The sequence below is a fragment of the Rhodanobacter lycopersici genome, from assembly GCF_040812335.1.
Classification (GTDB): Bacteria; Pseudomonadota; Gammaproteobacteria; order Xanthomonadales; family Rhodanobacteraceae; genus Rhodanobacter_A; species Rhodanobacter_A lycopersici.
Genome location: NZ_JBFOHK010000002.1, coordinates 476,904 through 503,187, shown reverse-complemented (window position 1 = coordinate 503,187; position 26,284 = coordinate 476,904). Strand labels below are relative to the sequence as shown.

General features: G+C 68.5%; 28 protein-coding genes. 19 read left to right on the top strand and 9 right to left on the bottom strand.

Going from position 1 to position 26,284, the window contains the following annotated elements; translation table 11 throughout:
* Positions 1-12: 12 nt before the first annotated feature.
* The gene (locus ABQJ54_RS09150; protein WP_367853987.1) at positions 13-393 is read left to right on the top strand and encodes a tautomerase family protein; all 381 of its coding nucleotides are present in this window, start codon (positions 13-15) and stop codon (positions 391-393) included.
* Positions 394-406: 13 nt separating this feature from the next.
* On the opposite strand, the gene ABQJ54_RS09145 is transcribed toward ABQJ54_RS09150, so the two are convergent.
* A complete protein-coding gene (locus tag ABQJ54_RS09145; protein ID WP_367853986.1) occupies positions 407-1,345 on the bottom strand; it encodes an alpha/beta hydrolase in 939 nt (312 codons plus the stop codon).
* A gap of 214 nt (positions 1,346-1,559) precedes the next feature.
* Here ABQJ54_RS09145 and ABQJ54_RS09140 point away from each other — a divergent pair, with 214 nt between their 5' ends.
* From ABQJ54_RS09140 to ABQJ54_RS09130, 3 genes are all read left to right on the top strand, one after another.
* The gene (locus tag ABQJ54_RS09140; protein WP_367853985.1) at positions 1,560-1,979 is read left to right on the top strand and encodes a carboxymuconolactone decarboxylase family protein; all 420 of its coding nucleotides are present in this window, start codon (positions 1,560-1,562) and stop codon (positions 1,977-1,979) included.
* A gap of 81 nt (positions 1,980-2,060) precedes the next feature.
* Positions 2,061-2,558, top strand: coding sequence for a DoxX family protein (locus tag ABQJ54_RS09135; RefSeq protein WP_367853984.1), 498 nt, complete (start codon positions 2,061-2,063; stop codon positions 2,556-2,558).
* A 115-nt stretch (positions 2,559-2,673) separates the two neighbouring features.
* Positions 2,674-3,810, top strand: a complete 1,137-nt coding sequence (locus tag ABQJ54_RS09130; protein ID WP_367853983.1) for an acyltransferase family protein — start codon at positions 2,674-2,676, stop codon at positions 3,808-3,810.
* A gap of 144 nt (positions 3,811-3,954) precedes the next feature.
* On the opposite strand, the gene hemB is transcribed toward ABQJ54_RS09130, so the two are convergent.
* The gene (gene hemB, locus ABQJ54_RS09125) at positions 3,955-4,947 is read right to left on the bottom strand and encodes a porphobilinogen synthase (protein WP_367853982.1); all 993 of its coding nucleotides are present in this window, start codon (positions 4,945-4,947) and stop codon (positions 3,955-3,957) included.
* A 175-nt stretch (positions 4,948-5,122) separates the two neighbouring features.
* Between hemB and ABQJ54_RS09120 the strand changes: the two genes are divergently transcribed.
* The 4 genes from ABQJ54_RS09120 (at position 5,123) to ABQJ54_RS09105 (ending at position 9,310) form a co-directional block, all read left to right on the top strand.
* On the top strand, positions 5,123-6,697 hold the full coding sequence (locus tag ABQJ54_RS09120) for a S53 family peptidase (protein WP_367853981.1): 1,575 nt from the start codon (positions 5,123-5,125) through the stop codon (positions 6,695-6,697).
* 149 nt (positions 6,698-6,846) lie between these two features.
* Positions 6,847-7,851 carry a glucokinase gene (gene glk, locus ABQJ54_RS09115; RefSeq protein WP_367853980.1) on the top strand — a complete coding sequence of 335 codons (1,005 nt, stop codon included), beginning with the start codon at positions 6,847-6,849 and terminating at the stop codon, positions 7,849-7,851.
* Positions 7,852-8,028: 177 nt separating this feature from the next.
* Positions 8,029-8,712: an HAD family hydrolase gene (locus ABQJ54_RS09110; protein ID WP_367853979.1), complete on the top strand. Its 684-nt coding sequence runs from the start codon at positions 8,029-8,031 to the stop codon at positions 8,710-8,712.
* 88 nt (positions 8,713-8,800) lie between these two features.
* Positions 8,801-9,310: a hypothetical protein gene (locus ABQJ54_RS09105; protein WP_367853978.1), complete on the top strand. Its 510-nt coding sequence runs from the start codon at positions 8,801-8,803 to the stop codon at positions 9,308-9,310.
* A 13-nt stretch (positions 9,311-9,323) separates the two neighbouring features.
* Here the strand turns inward: ABQJ54_RS09105 and ABQJ54_RS09100 are convergent, their stop codons facing one another.
* The 3 genes from ABQJ54_RS09100 to secB all read right to left on the bottom strand — a co-directional run bounded on the left by ABQJ54_RS09100 (position 9,324) and on the right by secB (position 14,280).
* Complete coding sequence (locus ABQJ54_RS09100) at positions 9,324-12,338, bottom strand: DEAD/DEAH box helicase (protein ID WP_367853977.1); 3,015 nt, start codon at positions 12,336-12,338, stop codon at positions 9,324-9,326.
* Positions 12,339-12,465: 127 nt separating this feature from the next.
* Positions 12,466-13,491, bottom strand: a complete 1,026-nt coding sequence (locus tag ABQJ54_RS09095) for an NAD(P)H-dependent glycerol-3-phosphate dehydrogenase (RefSeq protein WP_367853976.1) — start codon at positions 13,489-13,491, stop codon at positions 12,466-12,468.
* A 276-nt stretch (positions 13,492-13,767) separates the two neighbouring features.
* Entirely contained in the window at positions 13,768-14,280 is a 513-nt protein-coding gene (secB, locus tag ABQJ54_RS09090) for a protein-export chaperone SecB (protein ID WP_367853975.1), read from the bottom strand.
* 292 nt (positions 14,281-14,572) lie between these two features.
* Between secB and rpmB the strand changes: the two genes are divergently transcribed.
* The 5 genes from rpmB (at position 14,573) to ABQJ54_RS09065 (ending at position 16,846) form a co-directional block, all read left to right on the top strand.
* A complete protein-coding gene (gene rpmB, locus ABQJ54_RS09085) occupies positions 14,573-14,809 on the top strand; it encodes a 50S ribosomal protein L28 (protein WP_367843115.1) in 237 nt (78 codons plus the stop codon).
* An 11-nt stretch (positions 14,810-14,820) separates the two neighbouring features.
* Entirely contained in the window at positions 14,821-14,988 is a 168-nt protein-coding gene (gene rpmG / locus ABQJ54_RS09080; protein ID WP_181303365.1) for a 50S ribosomal protein L33, read from the top strand.
* A 144-nt stretch (positions 14,989-15,132) separates the two neighbouring features.
* Complete coding sequence (locus ABQJ54_RS09075; RefSeq protein WP_367853974.1) at positions 15,133-15,681, top strand: DUF4166 domain-containing protein; 549 nt, start codon at positions 15,133-15,135, stop codon at positions 15,679-15,681.
* On the top strand, positions 15,671-16,084 hold the full coding sequence (locus ABQJ54_RS09070; RefSeq protein WP_367853973.1) for a thiol-disulfide oxidoreductase DCC family protein: 414 nt from the start codon (positions 15,671-15,673) through the stop codon (positions 16,082-16,084). Before ABQJ54_RS09075 ends, ABQJ54_RS09070 begins: the two co-directional genes overlap by 11 nt.
* A 237-nt stretch (positions 16,085-16,321) precedes the next feature.
* Positions 16,322-16,846: a DUF3016 domain-containing protein gene (locus ABQJ54_RS09065; protein WP_367853972.1), complete on the top strand. Its 525-nt coding sequence runs from the start codon at positions 16,322-16,324 to the stop codon at positions 16,844-16,846.
* Between the two features lie 80 nt (positions 16,847-16,926).
* Here ABQJ54_RS09065 and ABQJ54_RS09060 read toward each other — a convergent pair whose 3' ends face one another.
* Positions 16,927-18,117, bottom strand: a complete 1,191-nt coding sequence (locus tag ABQJ54_RS09060) for a DesA family fatty acid desaturase (protein ID WP_367853971.1) — start codon at positions 18,115-18,117, stop codon at positions 16,927-16,929.
* 180 nt (positions 18,118-18,297) lie between these two features.
* Between ABQJ54_RS09060 and ABQJ54_RS09055 the strand changes: the two genes are divergently transcribed.
* The 6 genes from ABQJ54_RS09055 to ABQJ54_RS09030 all read left to right on the top strand — a co-directional run bounded on the left by ABQJ54_RS09055 (position 18,298) and on the right by ABQJ54_RS09030 (position 23,212).
* Complete coding sequence (locus ABQJ54_RS09055) at positions 18,298-19,029, top strand: ABC transporter ATP-binding protein (protein ID WP_367853970.1); 732 nt, start codon at positions 18,298-18,300, stop codon at positions 19,027-19,029.
* On the top strand, positions 19,026-19,781 hold the full coding sequence (locus ABQJ54_RS09050) for an ABC transporter permease (protein WP_367853969.1): 756 nt from the start codon (positions 19,026-19,028) through the stop codon (positions 19,779-19,781). The genes ABQJ54_RS09055 and ABQJ54_RS09050 overlap by 4 nt, the downstream gene beginning before the upstream one ends.
* A gap of 1 nt (position 19,782) precedes the next feature.
* The gene (locus tag ABQJ54_RS09045) at positions 19,783-21,135 is read left to right on the top strand and encodes a GldG family protein (RefSeq protein WP_367853968.1); all 1,353 of its coding nucleotides are present in this window, start codon (positions 19,783-19,785) and stop codon (positions 21,133-21,135) included.
* Positions 21,132-21,626, top strand: coding sequence for a hypothetical protein (locus ABQJ54_RS09040; RefSeq protein WP_367853967.1), 495 nt, complete (start codon positions 21,132-21,134; stop codon positions 21,624-21,626). Before ABQJ54_RS09045 ends, ABQJ54_RS09040 begins: the two co-directional genes overlap by 4 nt.
* Positions 21,626-22,453 (top strand): bifunctional DNA-formamidopyrimidine glycosylase/DNA-(apurinic or apyrimidinic site) lyase, encoded by an 828-nt coding sequence (gene mutM, locus ABQJ54_RS09035; protein ID WP_367853966.1) that lies wholly within the window; start codon positions 21,626-21,628, stop codon positions 22,451-22,453. The genes ABQJ54_RS09040 and mutM overlap by 1 nt, the downstream gene beginning before the upstream one ends.
* Before the next feature lie 159 nt (positions 22,454-22,612).
* Positions 22,613-23,212 carry a nitroreductase family protein gene (locus ABQJ54_RS09030; RefSeq protein ID WP_367853965.1) on the top strand — a complete coding sequence of 200 codons (600 nt, stop codon included), beginning with the start codon at positions 22,613-22,615 and terminating at the stop codon, positions 23,210-23,212.
* Between the two features lie 45 nt (positions 23,213-23,257).
* On the opposite strand, the gene ABQJ54_RS09025 is transcribed toward ABQJ54_RS09030, so the two are convergent.
* The 3 genes from ABQJ54_RS09025 to ABQJ54_RS09015 form a co-directional block, all read right to left on the bottom strand.
* Positions 23,258-24,034, bottom strand: a complete 777-nt coding sequence (locus tag ABQJ54_RS09025; RefSeq protein WP_367853964.1) for a hypothetical protein — start codon at positions 24,032-24,034, stop codon at positions 23,258-23,260.
* Between the two features lie 96 nt (positions 24,035-24,130).
* On the bottom strand, positions 24,131-24,859 hold the full coding sequence (locus tag ABQJ54_RS09020; RefSeq protein WP_367853963.1) for a thymidine kinase: 729 nt from the start codon (positions 24,857-24,859) through the stop codon (positions 24,131-24,133).
* Positions 24,860-24,877: 18 nt separating this feature from the next.
* Positions 24,878-26,221, bottom strand: coding sequence for an NAD(P)/FAD-dependent oxidoreductase (locus tag ABQJ54_RS09015; RefSeq protein ID WP_367853962.1), 1,344 nt, complete (start codon positions 26,219-26,221; stop codon positions 24,878-24,880).
* Between the last annotated feature and the right edge of the window lie 63 nt (positions 26,222-26,284).

Sequence of the window (26,284 nt, the reverse complement as noted above, 5' to 3'; positions counted from 1 at the left end):
CGGAGCAACCCCATGCCTCTCGTCCGCATCTCCCTGCGCCGCGGCAAGTCTGCCGCCCAGCTCGCCGCCCTGCGCAACGGCATTTACGAAGCCATGCGCGAGACTTTCAACGTGCCCGAGGACGACCGCTTCATCCTGGTCCACCAGCACGACGCCGAGGAATTCGACTGCGACCCGCACTACCTCGGCATCGAACGCAGCGACGACCTCGTCGTCGTGCAGATCGCCTGCAACGACACGCGCACGGTGGCGCAGAAGCAGGAGTTCTACCGCCGCGTGGCGGAGAAGCTCGCCGCCGATCCCGGCCTGCGTCCCGAGGACGTGTTCATCAACCTGCTGGAAACGGCGAAGGAGAACTGGTCGTTCGGCCATGGCATCGCGCAGTACGCATGAGCGCGACGCAGGCTCAATGAGGCAGCGCGCCGATCGTGCGCAGCCACGCCTCGGCCAGGTCGGGCCAGCCGGTGATCGGCTGGCGCGTGCGCCGCAGGCCGAACGCGTGGCCGCCGTGCGCGTACAGGTGCAGCTCTGCCGGCACGCGGGCCTTCGCCAGCGCAGCGTAGTAGACCAGCGACTGGTTCACGCCATCCACGTAATCGTCCTCCGCCTGCACCAGGAAGGTGGGCGAGGTCTCGCGGGTAACCGGCACGTTCGGATTGAGCTTGTCGTCGTCCGTCGCGAGGTGCCCGGGATAGATGGCCAGCGCGAAATCCGGCCGTGCGCTCTCCTTGTCGGCCGCATCCACCGCCGGATACAGGCGATGCGCGTAGCGCGTGCTGATTTCCGCCACCAGAAAGCCGCCCGCAGAGAAGCCCATCACGCCGACCTTGTGCGGATCGATGTGCCACTCGCCTGCGTGCAGGCGCACCAGTCCCATTGCGCGCTGCGCATCCTCCAGTGCCATCGTCGGCACCACGAAATCGTCGGGCCGGCACTTGCAGTGCCAGTCGTAAGGCAGGCTCGGCACGCGATACTTCAGCAGCACGCAGGTGATGCCGCGGGAGACGAGCCAGTCGCAAGCCTCGGTGCCTTCCAGATCCATCGCCAGCCCTTCGAAGCCGCCGCCCGGGAACACCACCACCGCCGCCCCGCTGTTCCTGCCCACGGGTGCGTACACGGTCATCGTGGGACGCGACACGTTGTAGACACCCGTCACGGTCTTGCCGCCGAGAAGCCTGGTGCCCGTTGTCGTGTATTCCGGCCCCGGCATCGGCTGCGCGTCAGGCGGTGTCCCCGGCCATAGCGGCAGTTGCGCGTGCCCGGCAGCCGGCTGCCAGAGCGCCGTCTTCGCCTGCGCACCAGTGCAGGCGGCCAGCAGGCAAAGGATCACGGCCAATACTTTCATGACGCTACTCCGTTCTGGCGCTCGACCAGGATGCACGAGATGAGAATCCGGGGAATCCTCCTTTTCATCGTGCACACGGCAGCAGACTTTCAGCCGTCGCTTTCGGGGATTTTTCCAGGCAATCCAGCCCCTCGCGCCCTTGATGCACCTGGCCGCTGCCCGAGCGCCGATTCGCGCCCCCAGGGCGGCGGCACGGCAGACGGCGATGTAACCGATGGCCACACCGCAACGAACTGCGGGTGTCGGCCACGCATCCTGCCGGCCGGCCGGCATCCATTTGCCGTCACCCCGCAACCCCCATTGCCCCGCTCAACACGAGGAACCCCGCATGTACGACATGAAGAACTTGAGCCGCCTGAAAAAGCTCGACGGGATGGCGCCGGACGCGATGAAGGCGTTCTGGGCCTTTGACAAGGCGGCCTTCGCCGCGGGCGCCCTCGACGCGCGACAGAAGCAGCTGATCGCGGTGGCCGTGGCGCTGACCACGCAATGCCCGTATTGCATCGAGATCCATGCCAAGGCGGCGCGCGACGCCGGCGCCGACGATGCGCAGCTGGCCGAGACCGCCGTGATCGCCGCGGCGATCCGCGCCGGCGGTGCGATTACCCATGCCACCCACCTGTTGCACGACTGATGCCTCTCCGGCGGCGTCGACGCGTCCGTCTACGCCACCGGCATCATCCCCATCGGCAACGGCACCACCCAAGGCAAGCACGTGAACCCTCTCCTGCCCGCACCTGCGATCCCCCGATGGCTTGCCCAATGGGCGCCGATTCCCCTGCGCCTGATCGTGGGCTATGGATTCATGGAGCACGGCTTTGCCAAGCTTGCCCGTGGCGCCGACGCATTCGCGGCGATTCTGCAGGCCATCGGCGTGCCTTTCCCGCACCTGATGTCCTGGGCCACCATCCTGGTCGAAGTGTTCGGGGGATTGGCCATCCTGCTGGGCGCCTTCGTGGCGCTGGCCAGCGTGCCGATGGCGATCGTGCTGCTGGTGGCCATCTTCACTGTGCACCTGCCTTACGGCTTCAGCTCGATCAAGCTGATGGCCGTCACGGCCGCCGGCGCGCACTTCGGGCAACCGGGCTACGAATGCGATCTGTTCTACCTCGCCGGCCTGGCCACGCTGGTGCTGGGCGGCGCAGGACCCTGGGCGCTGGACAACCTGTGGCGCAAGCGCAGTGGGAGGCTGCGGGACACCGACACGGCGTGAAGCTTGCGAGGGCGCCGCGCCCAAAATCGCTCCAGGCGATTTTGCTGACACGTTGTCCCGCAAGAACTTGTAGCATCCAAGGTTCACCCATCATCGGCCACCCAGCGCATTGCACATGGCAAAAGACTCCGCAGCCCCCGGGGCAGGCAAGGACCATTACCTCGTCCTCGACGGGCTTCGCGGCGTCGCCTCGCTGATGGTGGTGCTGTTCCACATCTGCGAGGCGTACAAGCCGGATCATCCGCTGACGCAGCCGATCAACCACGGTTACCTGGCCGTGGATTTCTTCTTCCTGCTGTCGGGTTTCGTGATCGCCTATGCCTACGACGACCGCTGGCAGACGCTGGGCACCTGGGATTTCTTCAAGCGCCGGCTGGTCCGCCTGCAACCCATGGTCGTCATGGGCACGACGATAGGCGCGCTGCTGTTCTACTTCCAGGCGGGTTCGGCGTTTCCGCTGATCGCCGGCACGCCGGTGTGGCAACTGCTGCTGGTGATGCTGGTGGGCTGGACCCTGCTGCCGCTGCCGCCGTCGATGGACATCCGCGGCTGGAGCGAGATGCATCCGCTGGATGGCCCGGCGTGGTCGCTGTTTTTCGAATACCTCGCCAACATCCTGTACGCCGTCGGCCTGCGCAAGCTGTCGAACCGCTGGCTGGGCCTACTTGTCGCCCTGGCCGCGGCCTTCCTCGTGCAGCTCGCCGTGTTCGGCAAACGCGGCGACGTGATCGGCGGCTGGGCGATCGACCCGGAACAATTGCACATCGGCTTCGCGCGCCTGCTGTTCCCCTTCCTTGCCGGCATGCTGCTGATGCGCCTGGGCAAGCGCATCCGGGTCAAGCACGCCTTCGCGGTCTGCAGCCTGCTGCTGATCGTTGCGCTGGGGCTGCCCCGCTTCGGCGGCGCCGACCGGCTGTGGTTGAACGGCCTGTACGAGTCGTTCTGCGTGATCGCGGTGTTCCCGCTCATCGTGGCCATCGGCGCCGGCGCAACGCAGGTCGATGGCATGTCCACGCGCATCGCCGGATTCTTCGGCGAACTCTCCTACCCGCTCTACATCACGCACTACGGCCTGATCTACGTCTATACCGAATGGGTGAGCGAGCACGAGGCCCTGCCCTTCGGCACGAAGTGCGCAGCGGGTGCCGCGGCCTTCGTCGCCAGCATCGCCATCGCGTATGCGTGCCTGAAGCTGTACGACCTGCCGGTGCGGAAATGGTTGGCTGGGAGGTTCTTGAGGCGCCCGGCTTAGGGCACTTTTGGTTCTGCTCGTCGTTCCGGCGCAGGCCGGAACCCAGTGGCGATAACGCCCACTCAGGCCATGCGGTTACTGGATGACCAGCTTCGCTGTTGTGAAGCTCCTCCGGCCTTCGCCGGGATGACAAGCAAATACCCATCACTCGCCGCGCAACCACCTCGCCGCGTCCACCGCGAAGTAGGTGAGGATGGCGTCCGCGCCGGCGCGCTTGAACGCGGTGAGCGTTTCCAGCACCACCGCCTTCTCGTCCAGCCAGCCGTTCTGCGCGGCGGCCTTGAGCATGGCGTACTCGCCGCTCACCTGGTACACGAAGGTGGGCATGCCGAAGGCGTCCTTCACCCGGCGCAGCACGTCGAGGTAGGGCAGGCCCGGCTTCACCATCACCGCGTCTGCTCCTTCTTGGATATCCAGCTCGACTTCGCGCAGCGCTTCGTCGCTGTTGGCGACGTCCATCTGGTACGTGTGCTTGTTGCCCTTGCCGAGGTTGGCCGACGAGCCCACCGCGTCGCGGAAGGGGCCGTAGAAGCTCGACGCGTATTTCGCCGAGTAGGCGAGGATGCGCGTGTGGATGTCGCCGACCGCTTCCAGCGCATCGCGGATCGCGCCGATGCGGCCGTCCATCATGTCCGATGGCGCGACGAAATCCATGCCGGCCCCGGCCTGCGCCAGCGACATCTTCACCAGCGCCGCGACGGTGGGCTCGTTCATCACGTAGCCGTTTTCGTCGATCAGGCCGTCCTGGCCATGCGTGGTGTAGGGGTCCAGCGCCACGTCGCCGATCAGGCCCAGTCCGGGGTATTCCGCCTTCAGCGCGCGGGTGGCGCGGTGCATCAGGTTGTCGGGGTTCCACGCCTCGCGCGCATCCTCGGTCTTCACGCCCTGCCCCGGCGAAGGAAACAGCGCCAGCGCGGGGATGCCGAGACGCACGCATTCGCCTGCCAGCTTCAGCAACTCGTCGATGGAGAGCCGATCCACGCCCGGCATCGACGGCACCGGCTCGCGCTGCCCCACGCCCTCGATCACGAAGGCCACCATGATGAGGTCGGACGGCAGCAGGGTGTGCTCGCGCATCAGCGCGCGGGAGAAGGCGTCGCGACGCATGCGGCGGAGGCGGATGGCGGGGAAGCTCATGGCGTGGTCTCGCGGGAGTATCCGCCCATTTTAGCGCCGCATGCCGCCAGGCACGGCCGAGGGGGACGGTTTGCCGCAGCCGCGCCATACGAAGCGTCAACGCCAAACGCACGCCATGCACACATGGTTCAGTGCAGGCTCGCCCTCACCCCCACGAGGCTCTAGAGGCATCGACATGAATACTCTTGCGGATCGCGTCATCCATGCCGGTCATCCCCTTCCTGCCGGGGCGCGCTACCTCGGCCCGCACACCAGCCGCAGGCCGATCGGGATCACCGTGGTGCTGCGGCGCATGGGCCAGCAACCTGTGCCGGCGGCGTGGCCGCACCCCCCGCGCTGGCCGCGTGGCGAATTCGGTGCGCATTGCGGCGCCGACCCGGCCGACATCGAGCGCCTGCGCCATTACGCCGGCCTGCACGGCCTTACGGAAACCGGCTGCGAGCCGCACCGGCGCGTGCTGCATCTCAGGGGCTCGGTGGACGCGCTGCAGCGCGCATTCGGCGTGCAACTGGGACGCTACCGGCTACCCGGCCTGCGCCGTTACGTGGTGGGTTGCGAGCATGCTCCCGCGTTGCCGGCCGACATCGCGCCGTCGGTGCTCGCCGTGCTGGGACTGGATCGCCGCCCGGTGGCGAAGCCGCACTTCCGCAAGGCGCTGGCAACGCCGAGCCAGACCTACACGCCGCCCCAGGTGGGGCAGCTCTACAACTTCCCCGCGAATACCGACGGCAGCGGCCAGTGCGTGGCGCTGATCGAGCTGGGCGGTGGCTTCGACCAGTCCGACCTCACCACGTACTTCACCGCGCTGGGCATCACCACTCCGCCCACGGTGACCGCGGTGTCGGTGGCCGGCGGCAAGAACAGCCCCGGTGACGACGCCGACGCCGAGGTGATGCTGGACATCGAGATGGTGGGCGCGCTGGCACCGGGTACGGCGATCGCGGTGTACTTCGCGCCGAACACCGACCAGGGTTTCTACGAGGCGATCTCGCAGGCCGCGCACGACACGCAAAACAAGCCCTCGGTGATCTCGATCAGCTGGGGTGGCCCCGAGGACAGCTGGAGCGCGTCCTCGCTCGCCGCGATGCAGAGCGCGCTGGAGGATGCCGCCGCACTGGGCGTCTCGATGACCGTCGCCGCGGGCGACAGTGGCTCCAGCGACGGCGAAAGCGACGGCCAGCCGCACGTGGACTTCCCCGCCTCCAGTCCGTATTCACTGGCCTGCGGCGGCACCACGCTGACCACCAGCGCCAGCGCGATCACCAGCGAGGTGGTGTGGAACGAGACCGCCGGCAACGAAGGCGCCACCGGCGGCGGCGTCAGCGTGGACTACGCGCTGCCCGCTTGGCAGCAGGGCAGCAACGTGCCGAAGGCGCCGAACGGCTACGTGGGCCGCGGTGTGCCCGACGTGGCGGGCGATGCCGATCCGCTCACCGGCTACCAGGTACGCGTGGACGGCCAGGACGAGGTGATCGGCGGCACCAGCGCGGTGGCGCCGCTGTGGGCCGCCTTGCTGGCGCGCTGCAACCAGTCGCTGGGTCGCGCCGTGGGCGACGTGCATGCCGCGCTGTACCAGATCGGCGAAACGGCCTTCCACGACATCACCCAGGGCAACAACGGCACCTATGCCGCAGGCCAGGGCTGGGATGCCTGCACCGGACTGGGCAGCCCGGACGGCCAGATGCTGCTGACCGCGCTGGCGGCCCAGAATCCGCCCGCGGCGGGCGCATCGCCCCCGGGAACAGGCTGACATCTCGCCCCCGGGAACAGGCTGACATCAGCCCGGACGGGTGCGCCTGAGCGGTCATCCACGCACCATACGTATGCATACAGTGGACGTGCACCGGCCTGACAAGGCACGCTTACCCTTTGTGCACCGCCACACAGGCTGTTCCCCCGATGTCCCACGGAAACCCCTCCACCCTGCTCGCCGACCTGGGCGGTACCAACGTGCGCTTCGCACTGGCCGGCGACGCCCCTGCCACGCCGCTCGTCATGGACAGCGTGCGGCGCTACCGGGTCAAGGATTTCGCGTCGCTGGCCGACGCCGCGCGGCAGTACTTCGCCGACACCGGCCGTACCGCTGCTCAGGCGGTGATCGCCGCGGCAGGCCGCATCGCCGGCGGCGAAACGGTGAAGGTCACCAACAATCCCTGGGCAATCGTGGCGCACGCGCTGCAGGCCGAGCTGGGCATGGAGTCGGTGCGACTGGTCAACGACTTCGCCGCACAGAGCATGGCGGTGCCGTTGCTGGCCACCGATGCGCTGGCGCCGGTAGGACCGCTGGGGGCGCCGGCGCTGGGGCTGCCGCAGCCGCAGACCTTTGTGGTGATGGGCCCGGGCACCGGCCTCGGCGTGGCCGGCCTGCTGTGGCGCGACGGACAGTGGATCGTGCTGGAGAGCGAAGGCGGCCACGCCGGCTTCGCCGCGCACACCGCCGAGGACGTGGAGATCCTGCACCGGCTCAACGCGCGCTTCGGCCGCGTCTCCAACGAACGCATGATCTGTGGCAACGGCCTGGTGAACCTCTACCTCGCGCTAGCCGACATCGCCGGCCAGCCGGCCGAGGAGTACACGCCCGAGGACATCACCGCGCACGCCGAGGACGGCAGCGACCCTCTGTGCGTGCGCACGGTGGAGACGCTGGCCGGCATCTTCGGCAGCGTGGCCGGCGACCTGGTGCTGAGCCTGGGCGGCTGGGACGGCGTCTACCTCACCGGCGGCGTGCTGCCCTTCCTTCTGCCGTGGCTGCACCGCGGCGGCTTCCGCGAACGCTTCGAGGCCAAGGGCCGCTTCCGCGAGACGATGGAGCGCGTGCCCACGCTGGCCATCGTGCATCCCGAGCCGGGCCTGCTCGGCGCGGCGGCGATCGCCTTGCGCGCCGCCGGCCACAGCCTTGCTTGATCTTTGCGATCATCCCTGATCGCGAAAAAATCGCCCGGAGCGATTTTTGACATCGCGTCAGCGATGACCCGAAGGGAGGCCGCCAAGGATGATGGTCGCAAAATCAAACGGACGGCCATCCTTGGCCGCACTCTTCAAAAAACCGCTTTTCCGCTCTGCGTTAGCCACGGATCCGCCATGACTCGCCGCGACACCGCCTTCCTGTTCGACCTCGACGGCACCCTCGTCGACAGCGTCTACCAGCACGTCCTGGCGTGGAAGGAGGCGCTGGACAGTGAGGGCATCGATCTCTCCGTGTGGCGCATCCACCGCCGCATCGGCATGAGCGGCGGCCTGTTCACCCGCATGCTGCTGCGCGAGACCGGGCAGGCGATCAGCGAAGAACGCCGCACCCGGCTGTACGACGCCCATGCCGCCGCGTTCAACCGGCAGCACGCGCAGGGCGCGGTGAAACCGCTGCCCGGTGCGCGCGAACTGCTGGCCTACCTCACCGCCGAGGAGATCCCCTGGGCGATCGCCACCAGCGGCCAGCTGCGCACCGCGATCCACAACCTCGAGGCGCTGGGCGTCGATCCGGCCAAGGTGCCGGTGGTGACGCGCGACCAGGTTCGCCACGCCAAGCCCGACCCCGATCTCTTCCTCGCTGCCGCCGAGCAGCTGGGCGTGGACATCCACCAGGCCATGGTGGTGGGCGACAGCGTGTGGGACATGCTCGCCGCCCAGCGTGCCCGCGCACTGGGCATCGGCCTGCTCTCCGGCGGTTACGGCGAGGAAGAGCTTGCCCGCTCCGGCGCATTCCGCGTGTACGAGGATCCGGCGGACATGCTCAGGCGCATCGACGAAGTGGCGGCGAGGAGCTGAACAGCCCGGCACATTGCCTCGACAGCAATCTGACCGCTACGGATAATCCGGCGCCACACGCCGTCGGCGTCCATCAGGGGAACGGAAGATGATGCGTCACTTCGCAGTGGCACTGCTTTGCCTTGCCGGCCTGTCGGCCTGCGGCACCCATCCATTCAAGCCGCAGGAATATCCACTGCGCACGGGATTGATCTCGCCATTTCCCGCGACAGGTGCCGTCACGGTCAACAACGCCCAGACGGATACACAGCCCGTGATCGTGTCCTCCTATGCGGACATTTCGCTTGCCTCGAGCCTGAAAGACATCACCGAGGTGATGACGCGGCAGACCCGCGAGGAAATCGGCAAGAACGGCAAGGCCGCTTCCGGAGCGCCAAAGACACTGTCCATCAAGGTGGATTCGCTGGTCAGCAAATACATCGCGTTCTATTACAAGAGCACGATCGAGTTTGAGGTGACCCTGGGTGACGGCGAGACCGTCAGAGAAACCGTGCACCACGGCAGCGGCGTGCTCGCGCAGGACCTCGATGGCTGCATCGCCGAGGGCGTCATGGTGATGCTGAACGACCCACGCATCCGGAACTACCTGTCCAGCTGACGGCAACCTGGCGCTAGCCCGGCGCCAGCAGCGCGTCCAGGTCGTCCTGGTCGAAGCTGAGTTTCTCGCGGCTGCCGCCGCCCTCGAGCACGGCCTCGGCGAGTTCGGCCTTGCGTGCCTTCAGTTCTTCGATGCGCTCCTCCACCGTGCCGGCGGTGATCAGGCGGAACACGAACACCGGCTTGTCCTGGCCGATGCGGTGGGCGCGGTCGCTGGCCTGCGCCTCGGCGGCGGGGTTCCACCACGGGTCGTAGTGGATCACGGTGTCGGCGGCGGTGAGGTTGAGGCCCACGCCGCCGGCCTTCAGCGAGAGCAGGAACAGCGGCACCTCGCCCTGCTGGAACTGCTGCACCGGCGTGGCGCGGTCGCGCGTTTCGCCGGTGAGGGTGACGTAGGGGATGCGGCGGCGGTCCAGCTCGTGGGCGATCAGCTTGAGCATGCCGGTGAACTGCGAGAACAGCAGCACCTTGCGGCCCTCGTCCAATAGCGGCGGCAGCATGTCCATCAGCAGCTCGAACTTGGCCGAGCCGTGCACGCCGCGTGCAGCCTCCAGCTTCACCAGGCGCGGGTCGCAGCAGACCTGGCGCAGCTTGAGCAGCGCGTCCAGCACCACGATGCCGGAGTGCTGGATGCCGCGCTGGGCGATCACCTCGCGCAGCTCGTCGGCCAGCGAGAGGCGCAGGCCTTCGTACAGCTCGCGCTGGCGGCCTTCCAGCACCACCCGGCGGGTGATCTCGGTCTTCGGCGGCAGCTCGGCGGCCACCTGCGGCTTGGTGCGGCGGAGGATGAAGGGCGCGAGCCGGCGGTTCAGGCGGGCCTGGCATTCCTCGTCGCGCTGCCGCTCGATCGGGATGCGGTAGTAGCGGCGGAACGCGTTCTCGTCGCCGAGCAGGCCGGGCACGGCCAGGTCCACCTGCGACCACAGTTCGCCCAAGTGATTCTCCAGCGGCGTGCCGGTGAGGCAGACGTGGCGGCGCGTGCGCAGGCTGAGCAGGGCGCGGCGCGCCTGGGTGCGCGGGTTCTTCACCTGCTGTGCCTCGTCCAGCACGGTGAGCGCGAACTGGTGCTTGCGGAGCGCGATCACGTCGCGCGGCAGCAGCGCATAGCTGGTGAGCACGATGTCCTGCGCACCGAGCTGGGCGAAGGCATCGGCGCGCTGCGGACCGTGCAGGGTGAGCACCTTGAGCGCCGGCGCGAAGCGCGCGATCTCGGCCTGCCAGTTCGGAATCAGGCTGGTCGGCACCACCACCAGCGCGGGCTGGTTGAGCGCGCCGCGTTCCTTCAGCGCCAGCAGGTGGGTGATCAGCTGCAGCGTCTTGCCCAGGCCCATGTCGTCGGCGAGCACGCCGCCCACGCCTGCTTCTGCCAGCGCGTTGAGCCAGCGCAGGCCTTCGCGCTGGTAGGGGCGCAATTCCACCGTGAGGCCTGCGGGAACCGCGTCGCTGGCGCGCTCTGCGGCATCGCGCAGGCGCGCGGTGAATCCGCGCAGCGCTTCCGGCGCCTCCAGCGCACCGTCGCCCGGCAGCGCCTCGACCAGTTCTTCCAGCCGTCCCGCCTGGACGCGCGGCAGGTGGAGCTTCTTGCGCGGCTTCTCCAGGTATTCGGCGAGCGGCGCCAACAAGCCGCGCAATACCTTCAGACGCACCGGCACGCGACGGCGCTCGTCGACCGGCGCGTACCACACCGCGTCCTCGGGCTCGTTGGGCGCGGGGCTGAGGTTCAACTGGTGCTCGGCCAGCGCCTGCGCCACCGCGGGCAGCAGGTTGTGGCGCTTGCCTTCCAGCTCGATGCCGATCTCCAGGTCGAAGGCGTGGTCGTCGGCATCCTCGGCGGCCTGGCCGTACCAGCGCACGGGGCCTTCCAGCACCTCGAACGGGAAGCTGGGCGCGTATTCCAGCGTGAAGCCCTCGGCTTCGAGCTTCGGCCGCAGCGCCAGCCAGCGCGCGGGCGTGTTCACCTCCAGCGCCCCGGCATGACCGGTGCCGGGGAACAGCCAAGCATCGTCGGGCAGGGTGTCGGCCATGTCCCAGGGCAGGCCCTCGGTATCCACGGCTGGCGTGAGACCCGTGCGTTCGAGCTGCTCCATGGTGGCGAGTTCTTCGGCGCGGCGGCGCGCGATTTCCACCAGTTGGCCGTTGCGCACGCGGCGCACCAGCGGCTCGCCGCCGCGACCGGGCAGGCGTTCGCCCGCGTAGTCGAAGGAGAGCCGCGCCCAGGCCAGCGGCGGCGTGCCGGCGGCGAGGCGCGCGTGGCGGGTCAGCGCGTGCAGGGTCAGCACCGGCTTGGGCGCCAGCTCGGCGCGCTGCAGTTCGGCGAACACCTGCGGCGGCGGGATGCGCGCGGCCAGCCGGCTTACCGGCAGCGTTTCGGCGAGGAGGCGGCCGTATTCGTGCTTCAGCGGCGGCAGTTCGAGCCAGGCCGTTTCCTCGGGCGCGGCTTCCAGATGGCCGAGCGTGGCGTGCTCGGCGTCGAGGTACCACAGCCCGTCGATGCGCAGCAGGCGCTGGCTGTGCGGCAGCAGGGGCAGCAGGCGCTGGCTGCCGTCCGGTTCGAGCTGCCAATGCCAGTTGAGTGGATGCGCCTTGCCGCGCGACAGCCGCAAGCCGGCGAGGCCGCCCAGGAAACACGGCGCGGTATCCAGCAGCTCGATCAGCAGGCTGCCGCCGACGTGGCCGCCGAGGCGCGCATAGCTGCGGCTCTTGCGCAGGCTCTGCGGCAGGCCGAGCACGGTGGCGGCCAGCCGCTGTTCGTGCGGCGGCAGCGGCGTCTGCACCAGCAGCCGGCTGTCCAGCGGCACGGGGCGGGCGTAACGGCCGTGCTCGGCCATCGCCAGCAGCAGCGGCGCCACTTCCAGATGCGCCCAGGCGGCGCCCTCTTCCGGCACTACCTCCAGGAAGAAGCCCAGCACGCCGGCCTCGTCGCCGCCGGCGGCCCTGGGCGCTTCCAGCATGCGCTGCCATGCGGACGGCAGGCGTTCGTCGCGGCCGCCGGCCGGCGTGGCGTGCTGTTTCCCGTCCGGCTGCTGCATGCGCATGCGCCCCGTGGCGACGACCAAAACGCCGAGCTTAGCAGGCGGATCGTGTGCGTAGGAGCGGCTTCAGCCGCGATCTGCAACACCTGATCGCGACTGAAGCCGCTCCTACGGCGGTTATCGCTCAGGCGTTGCCGAACAGGCCGTGCGGGTATTCGGGCTTCTGCTCGCGCGCCATCAGCATCTTCAAGCCCTCGGCAGGGGTGACTTCGCCGTGCAGCACGGCGCGCACGCCGGCGCTGATCGGCAAGTCCAGCGCGTGCTTGTCGGCCAGCCGCGCCACCTCGTCGGCGGTGAGCACGCTCTCCACCACCTGGCCGATCTGCCGCACCGCCTCGTCGATGGCGATGCCCTTGCCGAGCGCCAGGCCAAGCCGGCGGTTGCGCGAGAGGTCGCCGGTGCAGGTGAGCACCAGGTCGCCCAGACCGGACAGGCCGATCAGGGTCTCCGGCCGCGCCCCCAGCGCCACGCCGAGACGCAGCATCTCGTTCATGCCGCGGGTGATCAGGCCGGCGCGGGCGTTGAGGCCAAGGCTCATGCCATCGGCGATGCCGGTGGCCACCGCCAGCACGTTCTTCATCGCGCCGCCCAGCTCCGCGCCCAGCACGTCGCCACCGGAATACGCACGCAGGTTCGGCGCATGCAGCAGGCCGGCAAGGCACTGCGCGTAGGCGGCATCCTCGGAATGCACGGTCACCGCGCTGGGCAGACCGGCCGCCACTTCCCTGGCGAACGACGGCCCGGTGACCACCGCCGCCGGTCGGCCCGGCAGCCGACGCGCCACCAGCTCGTGCAGGAAACGGCCGGTGCCCGGCTCGAAGCCCTTGGTGGCCCAGGCGATCGCCGTGCCGTCATCGAGCAGCGGCGCGACATCCTCCAGCATCGCGGCGAACGCGTGACTGGGCACCACCAGCAGCACGATGCCGGCGCCGCGCACCGCGGTGGCCAGGTCCGGTTCGCAGCCCAGCGCCGCCGGCAACTCGATGCCCGGCAGGTAGCGCTGGTTGCAACGCGCCGCGGCCAGCACCGCCAGCGCGTCCGGATCGCGGCCCCACAGCCGGGTCGGCACGCCGTTGCGCGCCGTCAGGGCGGCCAGTGCCGTGCCCCAGGAGCCGGCACCGAGTACCGCCAGGGTCGGATGCTGCGTCATGCGGCGGTCAGAGCCTGCTCATGGTCTCCAAGTACCTCGCGCCGGGAGCTGTTTGCGCGCGTGCCAAGGAAGAACGAAGGAGTGGACGTCCGTCCACGACTGAGTGATGACGCAGGCATGTGGGCAAACAGACCCGGCCCGCAGGGTTGCCATCGAATGGCCGCCATGCGGCAGCGCGCGGCTTGACCTGACGGCCAGTCAGGCACTGCGCCACGCACTACCACCTGACGGCCATTCGATGGCAGCGCGAGGTACTTGGAGACCATGAACAGGCTCTTAGCTGTTGAGCTGTACCGGCGCGTCCCCGCCGCCGGCCATGCGGCGCATCTGCTCGGCATAGAGGGCGTCGAAGTTGATCGGCTGCAGCAGGAACGGCGGGAAGCCACCTTCCAGCACCATCGAGGAGATCACCTGCCGCGCATACGGGAACAGCAGGTTCGGGCAGTAGCTGCCGATCACCCCGGCGCGCTCCTCGTCGCTGAAGCCGGCGATGCCGAACAGGCCCGCCTGCTCCACTTCGGCGAGGTACGCGGTGCGCTCGCCCAGCGTGCAGGTCAGGGTGACGCTGAGCACCACTTCATACAGGTCGTTGCCCAGGTCCATGGCCTTGTGGCCCAGGTTCAGCTGCACCTGCGGCGCGGCCTGGTCGCTCTCGCCGGTGAACTCCTGGAAGATCTGCGGTGCGCCCGGCACCTCGAAGGAGACATCCTTCACGTAGATCTTCTGCAGCACCAGCTGCGGCTGGTTGCCCTGCGCGCTGGTCTGGCCGTTGGCGATGACTTCTGCCATGGGAATCCCTCTATAGGTCTGGCGTCAAAAGAGGCCGATTGTTTCATACCTGCCTGCCCCGTGCATACGCGCCGCGGCAGGGTCCGGCCCGGCAGATTGCGCACAGCCCTGTTTCTGCGGGATAATGCGCGGCTTGTCACTGCCGACCCGAGCCATTCGGGGTGTCCGCCACGCGATGCGGACCTTGCGGCGGCACAAGCGCAACACCCTCCAGCATCGCGTGGCGCGCAGCGCCGCTGGGCCGCCATCGCCCTGGCCAACGGGCGGTCAACAGATCACTACGGAGCTCATCATGGCCCGCATTTGCCAAGTCACCGGAAAGGGTGTGCAGACCGGCAACAACGTCTCGCACGCCAACAACAAGACCCGTCGCCGCTGGTTGCCGAACCTGCACGAGCGTCGCTTCTGGGTCGCCAGCGAAAACCGCTGGGTCAAGCTGCGCGTCTCCAACCACGCGCTGCGCACCATCGACAAGAAGGGCATCGAGGCCGTGATCGCCGAGCTGCGTGCCCGCGGTGAGAAGGTCTAAGGAGAACAGTCATGGCCAAAGGTGCAAACGACAAGATCCGCCTGATTTCTTCGGCCGGTACCGGCCACTTCTACACCACGCAGAAGAACAAGAAGAACACGCCGGAAAAGTTCGAGTTCAAGAAGTACGATCCGGTCGTGCGCAAGCACGTGATCTACAAGGAAGGCAAGATCAAGTGACGCAGCGGCGCGTTCGCGCATTGCGCGAACGCCTTTGCCGCTGCGTCATCCCTGCGCAAGCAGGGATCCAGTGAAATACGCAAAAACCCGCCGCGAGGCGGGTTTTTTCTTGCCCCTCCCCCACCATCCCACCAAGATGGCCCCATGCCGGCCACGCCACCCCTGTTCGCCACCCTGCTCCCCGCTGCCGACTGGCTACAGCTGGCACCCGCCGTGCAACGCATGCACGCCGAAGGCACCATCATCCAAGCCAGCGGCAAAGCCGATGTGGCCGGCGAAACGCACCTGTCCGCCCGCCTGCTGCGCCGGCTGCTGACCCTGCCCGAACCTGGCAGCGCACAGGCGATCACGGTCACCATCGAACGACACCCGACACACGAACGCTGGAATCGACACTTCCGCCGCGGCCACATGCACTCGACGCTGCGCGCCGGCCACGACGGCCAGCTGCATGAACGGCTCGGCCCTGTCACCCTGCACTTCGCCCTGCACCGCGACGACGACGCGATCGAATGGCAACTGCAAGGCTTACGCCTGCTCGGCGTGCCGTTGCCGCGCGCGCTCTGCGGCACGGTGCTGTCGCGCAGCGGCGTGCGCGACGGGCGTTACACCTTCGACATCGACACGCGCCTGCCATGGATTGGCCAACTGGTCGCCTACCACGGCTGGCTGGAGATCGCCCATGTCGCCTGAGCCCGGGCATCCCGTCATCGTCTTTGACGGCGTCTGCCTGCTCTGCAGCCGCTGGGTGGATTTCATCCTGCGTCACGATCATGCCGGCCGCTTCAGGCTGGCGGCGATGCAGGGGCAACAAGGACGCACCCTGCTCATGGCCCACGGCCTGTCACCGGACGATCCGGTGTCGTTCCTGCTGGTCGAGCAGGGGCACGGTTACCGCGACACGGATGCCATCGTCCGGGTGCTGGGCCAGCTGGGCGGATCATGGCGCGCGGCTGGCGCGATGCTGCAAGTGGTTCCGCACCGTTTGCGCGACCCCGCCTACCGCTGGATCGCCCGCCATCGCTACCGCCTGTTCGGCCGGCGCGCGCAATGCCGTCTGCCCGAGCCGGAGCAGGCATGGCGTTTCATCGACTGACCGGCATTGTCCCGGCACCGGTGCGCAGCGCGAATCCGTCGAAGCCTTCGACGATCTGGTCGAGTGAAGGCAAGCCCATGCACGGCAAGGCGCCCCTCGCCTCCAACAGGCCATCCGCCTACCGGCGCGCAGGGTCTCGCACGTAGCTGATTCGATGCGCGATCAGTGCACCGCCATGGCGCTACGGCGTTATCGTTGGGTATCAGGGCAACATGCCCTACACCGGAGGAAGCCGTCATGAAGTGCCGGACCGCCCTGCATGTCCTGCTTGCCGCAATGGCGCTGCTCGGGGCGCCCGCGATGGCTGCGACCGCGACGAATCCCGCGAACGTCACGGTCAGCTACGACCATCCGGAGCAATTCACCGAGACCCGCAAGATCCGTGCGCTGGCGCCCATCCGCGACGACAAGAGCTACCTGAAGACGCTCAAGACCTACATCGAGGATCGCGCCGGCAGGATGCTGCCGCCGGACGAGCATCTCGACATCGTGGTGACCGACATCGACCGCGCCGGCAATTTCGAGCCATGGCGCAGGGGCCCGATGCAGGAAGTGCGCATCATCAAGGACATCTATCCACCACGCATCGACCTGCGCTTCCGCCTGCTCGACGCCAACGGCAAGGTGGTCCGCGAGGGCACGCGCAAGCTGCGCGATCCGGGCTTCCTCACCGACGACAGCGCCACGTCGGGCAACGACAGCCTGCGCTACGAAAAGCGGCTGATCGACCGCTGGCTGGGCAAGGGGCTCGACCGGCTCTGAGAGCCTGGCGCCCCCGCATCGGACCAAACAGAAAGGCCCGCCGTGACGGCGGGCCTTTCTTGTGCGGCATGTGACTGCGATCAGGCAGTAACCGCGTAGCCCTTGAGCCTGGCCGCGAAGTCCTGCAGCGCGCGGATGCCGCTCTGCTCGGCCTCGACGATCCACTGCTGCAGCCCCTTCAGCGCCTGGTCGGCGCCGCGCTGCTCCATCAGGGCAGCGAGGCGGCTGCGGAAATCGCACACGGTGCGCAGGTTCGGACGCTTGGCCAGCACGGCCTGCAGCTTGCTGCTGTTGTCCGTGTCCAACCAGCGGCCGCCGTCGGCCAGCGCGCGGCGCAGGCGGCGCGGCACCGACTTGATGCTCTCGCCGGCGTGCTGCGCCTCGTCGCGCAGGGTGGGCACGATCACGTTGCGGTAGTAGTCGGTCATCGCCTGGAAGCGATGGGTGAGCACGGCCTTCAGCGTCTCGGCGTCGGGCAGCGGCACGTTGGGGCGCACGTCCAGCGTGGGCGCCACGCGCAGCACCTTGGCCAGGCCCACGGCGCGCAGGCCGCAGATCGCCGCCCAGCCGATGTCGAACTCCCACTTGCGCAGCGCGAACTTGGCCGAGCTGGGGAAGGCGTGGTGGTTGTTGTGCAGCTCTTCGCCGCCGATCCAGAAACCCCACGGAATCAGGTTGCGCGAGGTGTCGGCGCTTTCGAAGTTGCGGTAGCCGGCCCAGTGGCCGACGCCGTTGACGAAGCCGGCGGCCCAGAACGGGATCCAGATCATCTGCACGGCCCAGATCGCGCCGCCGATCACGCCGAACAGCGCGAGGTCGATGATCGCCATCAACGCGGGACCCCAGTAGGGATGCGCGCCGTAGACCTTGTGCTCGACCCAGTCGTCCGGCGTGCCGCGACCGTACTGCTGCATGTCTTCCTTGGAATGGCAGGCTTCGCGGTACAGCGAAACGCCATCCCAGAACACCTTCTTGATGCCGTAGATCACCGGGCTGTGCGGATCTTCCTCGGTCTCGACCTTGGCGTGGTGCTTGCGATGCACCGCCACCCACTCGCGGGTGACCATGCCGGTGCTGAGCCAGCCCCAGAAACGGAAGAAGTGCGCCAGCGCCGGATGGAAATCCACGCCGCGATGGGTCTGGCTGCGGTGCAGGTACAGCGTCACCGTGAAGATGGTGAGCTGGGTCACCACCAGCAGGTAGACCAGCATGCCCACCCAGCCGGCGTGAGTGAGGCCGCTGGACAGGAAGTTCAGCACGGTATCGAACATCAGGAGAGGACTCGGGTGAAAGTGATGGCAGTCTAGAAGGGGTTTTCCATACCCGCCAGCATGTTAGAGCGCACTGGCTTGTGCTTTCGTTAAGTCGATCCGTGACCGCGACCGGTTGTGTGAAGATGGGGTCGCATCGACAATCGCGCAATGGCCTCCGTCAATTCCGCTGTATCGCCCATGCTGCAACTCGATCACGTCACCCGCCACCGTGCCGGGCGCGTGGCCGTGCAGGACCTGAGCCTGGAACTCGCGCCCGGCCAGATACTGGGCCTGCTCGGCGTCAACGGCGCAGGCAAGTCCACCACGCTGTCGATGATCGCCGGGGCGCTGCGGCCGGACCGCGGCGCCATCCGCCTGAACGGCGAGGATTTCCTGGAACAGCCCGAACTGGCGCGCCGCCTGATCGGCTGGCTGCCCGAACGCGCGCCGGTGTGGCCGGAGCTCAGCGTAGCCGAACACCTGGACGCCCACGGCCGCCTGCGCGGCCTGGGCGGCACCGCGCTGCGCGCTGCGCGCGAAGCGGTGCTGGCACGGCTGGAACTGCAACCGCTGGCACGGCGGCTGGCGGGCATGTTGTCGCAGGGCCAGCGCCAGCGCCTCGGCCTGGCCTGCGCGTTGCTGCACCACCCCACCCTGCTGGTGCTGGACGAGCCGGCCAATGCGCTCGACCCGGTCCAGGTCGGCGCGCTGCGCAAGCTGGTCCGCGAACTGGCCAAGGCGGGCACCGCGGTGATCCTGTCCACCCATGTGCTGGTCGAAGTCACCGCGGTATGCGATCGCGTGGCGATCCTGCACGATGGACGCCTGCATCATGACGGCCCGGTGCGCGCCGACGACCACGCCGCACTGGAACACCGCTTCTTCGAGATCGCCATGCAAGGCGCCACCCCGGCGGCGCGCGCCGCATGACCCTCCTCGCGATGCTTCGCCTTGAAACGCGCCGCCTGTGCGTGCAGCCGCTGGCCTGGGTGCTGCTGGCACTGAGCCTGGCCTGGCTGGGCTGGTGCTTCACCCGACTGCTGGGCGATTTCCTGGTTGGCGAGATCCAGCGCGCCGCCCAGCCGGACGGCCCCGGCTACGTGGACCTGGTGGCCGTACCTCTGCTGGGCCAGCTCGCCCAACTGGCCTTCCTGGTGGTGCCGCTGCTGGCCATGTCCACGCTGGCCGGCGAGCGCCGCAACGGCACGCTGCCGCTGCTGTTCGCCGCGGGCATGCCTGCCTCGCGCATCGTGCTGGGCAAGTACTTCGCCATGTTGCTGTGGTTGCTGGCGTGGCTGCTGCTGACCCTGGCGATGCCGCTGGCGCTGGCGCACGCCACCACGCCGGACTGGGGCAAGCTGGCCGCTGCCACGCTGGGCATCGCCCTGATGCTGGCCGCACTCGCCGCGCTGACCGTCGCGGCCTCCGCCTTCACCGCGCATCCGGCGATCGCCGCCGTGGTGGCGCTGCTGCTGGGCCTGGCGCTGTGGACAGTGAACCTCGGCGCGCAGATGGCCGGCCTCAACGACGGCGCCATCAACTGGCTGGCGATGAGCACGCACGAGCAGAACCTGCTGCGCGGACTGGTCTCCACCGCCGACATCCTGTGGTTCGTGCTGCTGATCATGGTATGCCTCGCGCTGGCCACGCGCCGCCTCGCTGCCGACAGGGAGCGCGGCTGACATGAAACTTTCCAGACATCTGGACGGCTGGCTGTTTGCCCTGCTATTGCTGGCCGGCGCAGGCGCGCTCGGATTTTTCAGCACGCGCTACACGCACGTGGCCGACTGGACCGCGAACGGCCGCGTGAGCCTGTCGCCGCAAAGCCGCGCCGTGCTGGCGAAACTGGACGGTCCGGTCGAGATCGTCAGCTACGCGAGCCCGCAGGGCGACCTGCGCGCCGAGATCGGCGGCTTCCTGCAGCGCTACCGGCAGGCCAGGCCCGACCTCGGCCTGCGCTTCGTCGATCCGCAGCAGGATCCGGCGAAGATGCGCGAGCTGGGCATCGCCGTGGACGGCGAGATGATCCTGCGTTACCACGGCCACGAGCAGCGGCTCACGGAGCTCTCCGAGCGCAGCGTGACGAATGCGCTGGAGCGGTTGATCCGCGGCAACGACCGCATCGTCGCCTTCGTCACCGGCGACGGCGAGCGCCTGCCGGGCGGCCAGGGCAACGCCGACATGGGCGGGCTGATGGACCAGCTGGCGCAGAGCGGCCTGCGCGCGGTGCCGCTGAGTTTCGCGCAGGCGGCCGCCGTGCCGCAGGGCACCGACCTGGTGGTGCTGGCCAGCCCCACCGTGGCTTTGTCCGCGGGGGCGGTGCAGGCGCTGGTCGCCTATGTGCAGGACGGCGGCAACCTGCTGTGGCTGCGTGATCCGGCGAACGGCGACCTCGGCCTCACCCCGCTGGCCGCTGCGCTGGGCGTCCAGGTGCTGCCGGGCGTGCTGGTGGACGGCAGCGGCGCCGCGCTGGGCCTCGATGACCCGCGCCTGCTGGCGGTGGGCATGTACCCGCCCAACCCGATCACCCGCGGCTTCCAGCTCGCCACGCGCTTCCCGCAGGTGGCCGCGCTGGCACGCACCGGCGCGGGCGGCTGGACAGCCACGCCGCTGCTGCGCTCCAGCGTGCAGAGCTGGACCGAGTTCCATCCGATCGACAACGCGCATCCCTCGGCGATCCGCTACGACGCCGCGGCCGGCGAGCTGAAGGGACCGCTGGACTTTGGCTTCTCGCTGAGCCGGCTCTCGCCCAGCCCGGGCAAGCGCGAGCAGCGCGTGGTGGTGGTCGGCGACGGCGATTTCCTCTCCAACGCCTACCTCGGCGAAGGCGGCAACCGCGCGCTGGGCGAACGCATCTTCAACTGGCTGCTCGGCGACGACGCCCTGATCGACGTGCCCCGCCAGGGCGTGCCCGACCGCGTGTTGCGCATCGGCCAGACCGAACTCGACATCGCCAGCATCGGCTTCATGGTGCTGCTGCCGCTGCTGCTGCTCGCGATCGGCGGCCTGATCGCCTGGCGCCGGCGCCGCGCATGAAGCGGGCCGCGCGCAGCCGGCTGTCCCTGCTGCTGGGCGTCGCCGCCCTGCTCGCGCTGGCGCTGTGGCAGTGGCGGCACGATAAGCATGACGCGCCGGGCAGCCTGCTCGCGCTCGACCCGGCAACGATCACCCGGGTGACGCTGCGACTGGGCGACGCGCCCGCCACGCACTATACGAAACGCGCCAACCACTGGTGGCGTGACGATGGCAAGCGCGCGGACGATCGTTATCTCGACACCCTGACCGCGGCCGCCGCCGCTCCCGTGCTGCAATGGCGCGCCACGACCGATTTCGATGCCGCGAAGATCGGCCTCGCGCCGCCGCATGCCGTGCTTAGCCTCGATGGCCGGCGTCTCGCCTTTGGCGCCATGTCGGCCACCGGTCCGCAATGCTACGTGCAGGTCGGCCAGCATGTCGCACTGGTCTCGCTGCGCTACATGCCGCAGGCACCGCAACAGGAACGCATCGAGCTGTCCGGAACACACTGATGCCCGAGCTGCCCGAAGTCGAAACCACCCGCCGCGGCATCGAGCCGCACCTGGCCGGCCGGCGCGTGACGGCGGTGACGCTGCGTCGCGCCGACCTGCGCTGGCCGATTCCCCGCGAGGTTTCCGCGCTGCTGCCCGGCCAGCGCATCGAAGCCGTGGAGCGCCGCGCGAAATACCTGCTGCTGCACACGCAAGTCGGCAGCGCGCTGCTGCACCTTGGCATGAGCGGCATGCTGCGCGTGCTGCCGCCCGATACACCCGTCGGCCCGCACGACCATGTGGACATCGCGCTTGCGCGCGGCACGCACGAAGGCCCGCGCGTGCTGCGCTTCACCGATCCGCGCCGTTTCGGCTGCCTGCTCTGGCAACCACCCGGCACCACCCACGAACTGCTCGCCAAGCTCGGCCCCGAACCGCTCACCGACGCCTTCGATGGCGACCTGCTGTGGCATCTCTCGCGTGGCCGCAGCGCGGCCGTGAAACTGTTCCTGATGGACAACGCCATCGTGGTGGGCGTGGGCAACATCTACGCCAGCGAGGCGCTGTTCGCTGCCGGCATCGACCCGCGCCGCGAAGCCGGCAGCGTGTCGCGTGCACGCTACGCCCGGCTGGCCGCCGAGGTGAAACGTATCCTGGCCTGGGCCATCGAACGCGGCGGCACCACCTTGCGCGATTTCCTCAACCCCGATGGCGCACCCGGCTATTTCTTCCGCGAACTGATGGTCTACGGGCGCGCGGGCGAGCTGTGCAAGGTATGTGGCACGCCGATCCGGCAAGTGACGCTGGGGCAACGCTCGACGTTCTGGTGCCAACGCTGCCAGCGATGAGAACCAGCGTTTCCCACGGGAAACGGAGTAACCACGAATTGCCGACTAGCCATTCCGGCACAGACGCCTAGCATAGACGTCATTCCAAGCATGTCTTGCACGTCCGGAACGGCCCTGCCGCTCCGCGGACCGGCTTTTTCCTTTTACGAAGGAATCTCCATGAGCAACGCCGTGATCGAACATCTCAAGAAGCGCCGCACCCAGTACGCGCTGGGCCGCAACGTGGGCATGGACAAAGACGCCCTGAACCACCTCATCAAGCAGGCCATCAAGCACACGCCGTCTTCGTTCAACTCGCAGAGCTCGCGCGCCGTGATCCTGTTCGGCGAGCAGAGCGTGAAGTTCTGGACGCTGGCCAGGGAAGCACTGGCCAAGATCGTGCCGGCCGATGCCTTTGCACAGACCGCCGCCAAGCTCGACAGCTTCGCCGCCGGTGCGGGCACCGTGCTGTTCTACGAAGACCAGGACGTGGTGAAGAGCCTGCAGGAAAAGTTCGCGTTGTACGCGGACAACTTCCCGGTGTGGTCCGAGCAGTCGGCCGGCATGGCGCAGTTCGCGGTGTGGCTGGCGCTGTCCGACGCCGGCATCGGCGCCAGCCTGCAGCACTACAACCCGCTGGTGGACGATGCCGCCCGCGGGACCTGGAACGTGCCGGCCTCGTGGAAGTTGCGTGCGCAGATGCCGTTCGGCTCGCACGAAGGCGGCTTCGGCGAGAAAGCCTTCATGGACGACAGCCAGCGCTTCATCGACGCAGGCTGAGTCTCCTGCGCGTCATGCACGCGACCGCCGCGTGTCGGGCATTCCTCAGAACGGCCAGCGGAATTCCACATGCAGGTTGTTGAACTCCGGGTCGGTCAGGCTGCCGCCCGGCTGCGCGATAAGCGACTGCTGCATGCCTTCCACCTCCAGCGCCTGGCCCGCGACGAAGCGGGTGCCCAGCGCCTGCATCTCCACCAGCTTTTCGCACAGCACGCCGGCGCGATCCAGTTCATGTGCGGGGATCTGGCGGAAGCTGAGGTCGGGGCGGCCGAACTTGCGCATGCCGCGGGTGTGCACCCACGAACGATCGCTGCCCGGCTCGTCGCTGCGCAGGATCAGCACGTGGTTGCGCGGCGGCGCACCGCCCGGCACCAGGTAACGCGCGCGCCATGCCTCGGCATCGAGCAGGCCCATGATCTGCGGATCGAGGATCACGCGGCCGCCGATGTCGAGCAGGGCGGCAAGCACGCCCAGCGTGTCGCGCAGGTAGTCGAGGCTGGAACTGTCCTTCAGCTGGCCGCGCACCACCAGCACCTCGGGCGCGATGCGCGCCTGTTCGTACGCCTCGGGCGCCTCGTCGCGCATGATCCCGCCCAGCGTGCCGGACAGCGGGTAGCCCTCCCACTTGCGCAGCTCGAGATTCTGGAAGCGCCGCAGGTCCACGCCCGCGGGCAGGCCGGGGCTGCCGTAGCGCTGCGCCGGGATCACCAGCTCGTGCGGATCGAACTTGCCGAACACGTAGAACTGCAGCAGCGCGTCCTCGTCGGCACCGGGCTGCCAGTTGGGGCGGGGCCACTCGGGGGACGGATTGGATTCGCTCATGGTCGATCCTGCGTAAAAGATTGGGGTGTCAAAGATTTGGATGTCTTGTTTCGCGGCTGAAGCCGCTCCTACAGGCAAGGCGCGGTGGGAGCGGCTTCAGCCGCGATGGTCCTGTTCGCCCAAGGGAAGCACGCTCTGCTGCAGCTCGATGCGGCCGTGGCCTTCGGTGATCTTCTTGAACTCGGCGCGGCTCACCGAGACATAACGGTCGTTGCCGCCGATCTCAACCTGCGGGCCGTCGGTGACCGCGCGGCCCTGCTCGTCCACGCGCACCACCATGGTGGCCTTGCTGCCGCTGTGGCAGATCGTCTTGATCTCCTGCAGCTCGTCGGCCCAGGCCAGCAGGTAACGGCTGCCCTCGAACAGCTCGCCGCGGAAGTCGGTGCGCAGGCCGTAGGCCAGCACCGGGATGCGCAGCTTGTCCACCACGTCGGTGAGCTGCCACACCTGCTGCCGGGTGAGGAACTGCGCCTCGTCCACGAACACGCAGTTGAGCGTGCCGTGCGCGGCGATGTCGGCCTCGACCAGGGCGAGCAGGTTCTCGTCGCCGGCGAAGCGCCGTGCGTTCGCCTTCAGCCCGATGCGCGAGGCCACCACGCCCATGTGCCCGCTTGCAGCCGCAGGCTGCGCATCTTTCCCCTCTCCCGCCTGCGGGAGAGGGTGGCGCGCAGCGCCGGGAGAGGGAACATCTCGCGTGCGCGTATCGATCGCCGGCGTGAGGATCAGGGTCCGCATGCCGCGCTCGTGGTAGTTGTACGCGCTCTGCAGCAACGTGGTGGTCTTGCCGGCGTTCATCGCCGAGTAATAGAAGTAGAGCTTGGCCATGGCGACGATGGTAACGCCTCAGGCCTCGTCCACCGGCAGGGTGCCGCCGGTGAAGCGGCCCTTCGCCTGCGCCAGCCGCAGGCGCCGTTCGGCCAGCCAGCCGCGGCGGTCGCGCAGCACGCAGGCCAGGTAGATCAGGCGGAACACCTGCAGGCGCCACCACACGGCGAAGTTGTCGAACACGTCGCCGGCCAGCATCGAGGTGACGCCTTGCTCCATCTTCCACTTGCGGCTCGGGTGGCGGAACAGCCACTGCATAGCCGGGCCGTTGAAGCGATGGATGAAGAACGCGAAGCGCCGCATACCCTTGCGCTGGCGTTTCTCCAGCGCACGCAGCAGGCGCATCTCGCGGCGCGGTTCGCGCAAGGCCCGGTCGACCACCGCGACGGCCCGCTCGGCGCCGCTCATCGCCAGATACACGCCGGAAGAGAACACCGGGTCGAGGAAGGCGAACGCATCGCCCACCAGCACCCAGCCCGCCCCGCCCATGCGGGTGGAGTCGTAGGCGTAGTTGCCGGTGGCGTGCGTGCGGCCGTCGATCAGTTCGGCGTGCTCCAGCCGCCGCGCCAGCGCGGGATTGGCCCGCAGCGTCGCCATCAGGAAATCCGTCGCCGATCCCTTGCGCCGCTTGAGGTATTCCGGCCGGCATACCGCACCCACGCTGGTCACGCCGTCGGGCAGCGGGATCAGCCACATCCAGCCGTGTTCGAAGCTGTAGATGCTGATGTTGCCCGCGTCGCCGCCTTCGCGCCGCTCCACGCCACTGAAGTGGCCGAAGATCGCCGCGCTCTGGTGCTGCCGGTTCTTGCGCTTGAGCTTCCTGCGGCCGGAGAGGAAGGTGTCGCGGCCGCTGGCATCGACCACGTAGCGCGCCCGCACGCGGTATTCGCGGCCATCGTCGCTGCCCACGTCCAGCCACGTCTCGCGCGCGTCCACCTGCTCGACGCGCAGCACCTCGTGCCCTTCGCGCGCATCCGCTCCAGCCTCGCGCGCGTGTTCGAACAGCATCTGGTCGAAATCCTGCCGCCACACCTGGAAGGCGTGAGGCGGGCTCTGCCCCACCACCTCGCTGAAGGCGTAGGTGTTGTAGCCGCGCGCGTTGTCCGCCTCGAAATCCGCACCGGCCTTGTACACGCCCAGCGCGCGCACCTTCTCCAGCACGCCCAGCCGTTCCATCACCGGCAGGTTCATCGGCAGCAGCGATTCGCCGATGTGGAAGCGCGGGTGATGCTCCTTTTCCAGCACGATCACCTTGTGACCCTGCCGCGCCAGCAACGTCGCCGCGGTGCTGCCGGCGGGGCCGCCTCCGATCACCGCCACATCGCATTGCTCGACGTCCATATCCTCCAGCCGATCCGTCATGCCGTTCCTCGAACACTTCGCCACCCTGGCGATTCGTCCGGGCGATTATGACCGGTCCGGAGC

Bases quoted from the DNA above. Each gene is read 5' to 3' on its own strand.
- ABQJ54_RS09150 (WP_367853987.1), top strand. From the start codon at position 13: ATGCCTCTCGTCCGCATCTCCCTGCGCCGCGGCAAGTCTGCCGCCCAG.
- ABQJ54_RS09145 (WP_367853986.1), bottom strand. From the start codon at position 1,345: ATGAAAGTATTGGCCGTGATCCTTTGCCTGCTGGCCGCCTGCACTGGT.
- ABQJ54_RS09140 (WP_367853985.1), top strand. From the start codon at position 1,560: ATGGCCACACCGCAACGAACTGCGGGTGTCGGCCACGCATCCTGCCGG.
- ABQJ54_RS09130 (WP_367853983.1), top strand. From the start codon at position 2,674: ATGGCAAAAGACTCCGCAGCCCCCGGGGCAGGCAAGGACCATTACCTC.
- hemB (WP_367853982.1), bottom strand. From the start codon at position 4,947: ATGAGCTTCCCCGCCATCCGCCTCCGCCGCATGCGTCGCGACGCCTTC.
- ABQJ54_RS09120 (WP_367853981.1), top strand. From the start codon at position 5,123: ATGAATACTCTTGCGGATCGCGTCATCCATGCCGGTCATCCCCTTCCT.
- glk (WP_367853980.1), top strand. From the start codon at position 6,847: ATGTCCCACGGAAACCCCTCCACCCTGCTCGCCGACCTGGGCGGTACC.
- ABQJ54_RS09110 (WP_367853979.1), top strand. From the start codon at position 8,029: ATGACTCGCCGCGACACCGCCTTCCTGTTCGACCTCGACGGCACCCTC.
- ABQJ54_RS09105 (WP_367853978.1), top strand. From the start codon at position 8,801: ATGATGCGTCACTTCGCAGTGGCACTGCTTTGCCTTGCCGGCCTGTCG.
- ABQJ54_RS09100 (WP_367853977.1), bottom strand. From the start codon at position 12,338: ATGCAGCAGCCGGACGGGAAACAGCACGCCACGCCGGCCGGCGGCCGC.
- ABQJ54_RS09095 (WP_367853976.1), bottom strand. From the start codon at position 13,491: ATGACGCAGCATCCGACCCTGGCGGTACTCGGTGCCGGCTCCTGGGGC.
- secB (WP_367853975.1), bottom strand. From the start codon at position 14,280: ATGGCAGAAGTCATCGCCAACGGCCAGACCAGCGCGCAGGGCAACCAG.
- rpmB (WP_367843115.1), top strand. From the start codon at position 14,573: ATGGCCCGCATTTGCCAAGTCACCGGAAAGGGTGTGCAGACCGGCAAC.
- rpmG (WP_181303365.1), top strand. From the start codon at position 14,821: ATGGCCAAAGGTGCAAACGACAAGATCCGCCTGATTTCTTCGGCCGGT.
- ABQJ54_RS09075 (WP_367853974.1), top strand. From the start codon at position 15,133: ATGCCGGCCACGCCACCCCTGTTCGCCACCCTGCTCCCCGCTGCCGAC.
- ABQJ54_RS09070 (WP_367853973.1), top strand. From the start codon at position 15,671: ATGTCGCCTGAGCCCGGGCATCCCGTCATCGTCTTTGACGGCGTCTGC.
- ABQJ54_RS09065 (WP_367853972.1), top strand. From the start codon at position 16,322: ATGAAGTGCCGGACCGCCCTGCATGTCCTGCTTGCCGCAATGGCGCTG.
- ABQJ54_RS09060 (WP_367853971.1), bottom strand. From the start codon at position 18,117: ATGTTCGATACCGTGCTGAACTTCCTGTCCAGCGGCCTCACTCACGCC.
- ABQJ54_RS09055 (WP_367853970.1), top strand. From the start codon at position 18,298: ATGCTGCAACTCGATCACGTCACCCGCCACCGTGCCGGGCGCGTGGCC.
- ABQJ54_RS09050 (WP_367853969.1), top strand. From the start codon at position 19,026: ATGACCCTCCTCGCGATGCTTCGCCTTGAAACGCGCCGCCTGTGCGTG.
- ABQJ54_RS09045 (WP_367853968.1), top strand. From the start codon at position 19,783: ATGAAACTTTCCAGACATCTGGACGGCTGGCTGTTTGCCCTGCTATTG.
- ABQJ54_RS09040 (WP_367853967.1), top strand. From the start codon at position 21,132: ATGAAGCGGGCCGCGCGCAGCCGGCTGTCCCTGCTGCTGGGCGTCGCC.
- mutM (WP_367853966.1), top strand. From the start codon at position 21,626: ATGCCCGAGCTGCCCGAAGTCGAAACCACCCGCCGCGGCATCGAGCCG.
- ABQJ54_RS09030 (WP_367853965.1), top strand. From the start codon at position 22,613: ATGAGCAACGCCGTGATCGAACATCTCAAGAAGCGCCGCACCCAGTAC.
- ABQJ54_RS09025 (WP_367853964.1), bottom strand. From the start codon at position 24,034: ATGAGCGAATCCAATCCGTCCCCCGAGTGGCCCCGCCCCAACTGGCAG.
- ABQJ54_RS09020 (WP_367853963.1), bottom strand. From the start codon at position 24,859: ATGGCCAAGCTCTACTTCTATTACTCGGCGATGAACGCCGGCAAGACC.
- ABQJ54_RS09015 (WP_367853962.1), bottom strand. From the start codon at position 26,221: ATGACGGATCGGCTGGAGGATATGGACGTCGAGCAATGCGATGTGGCG.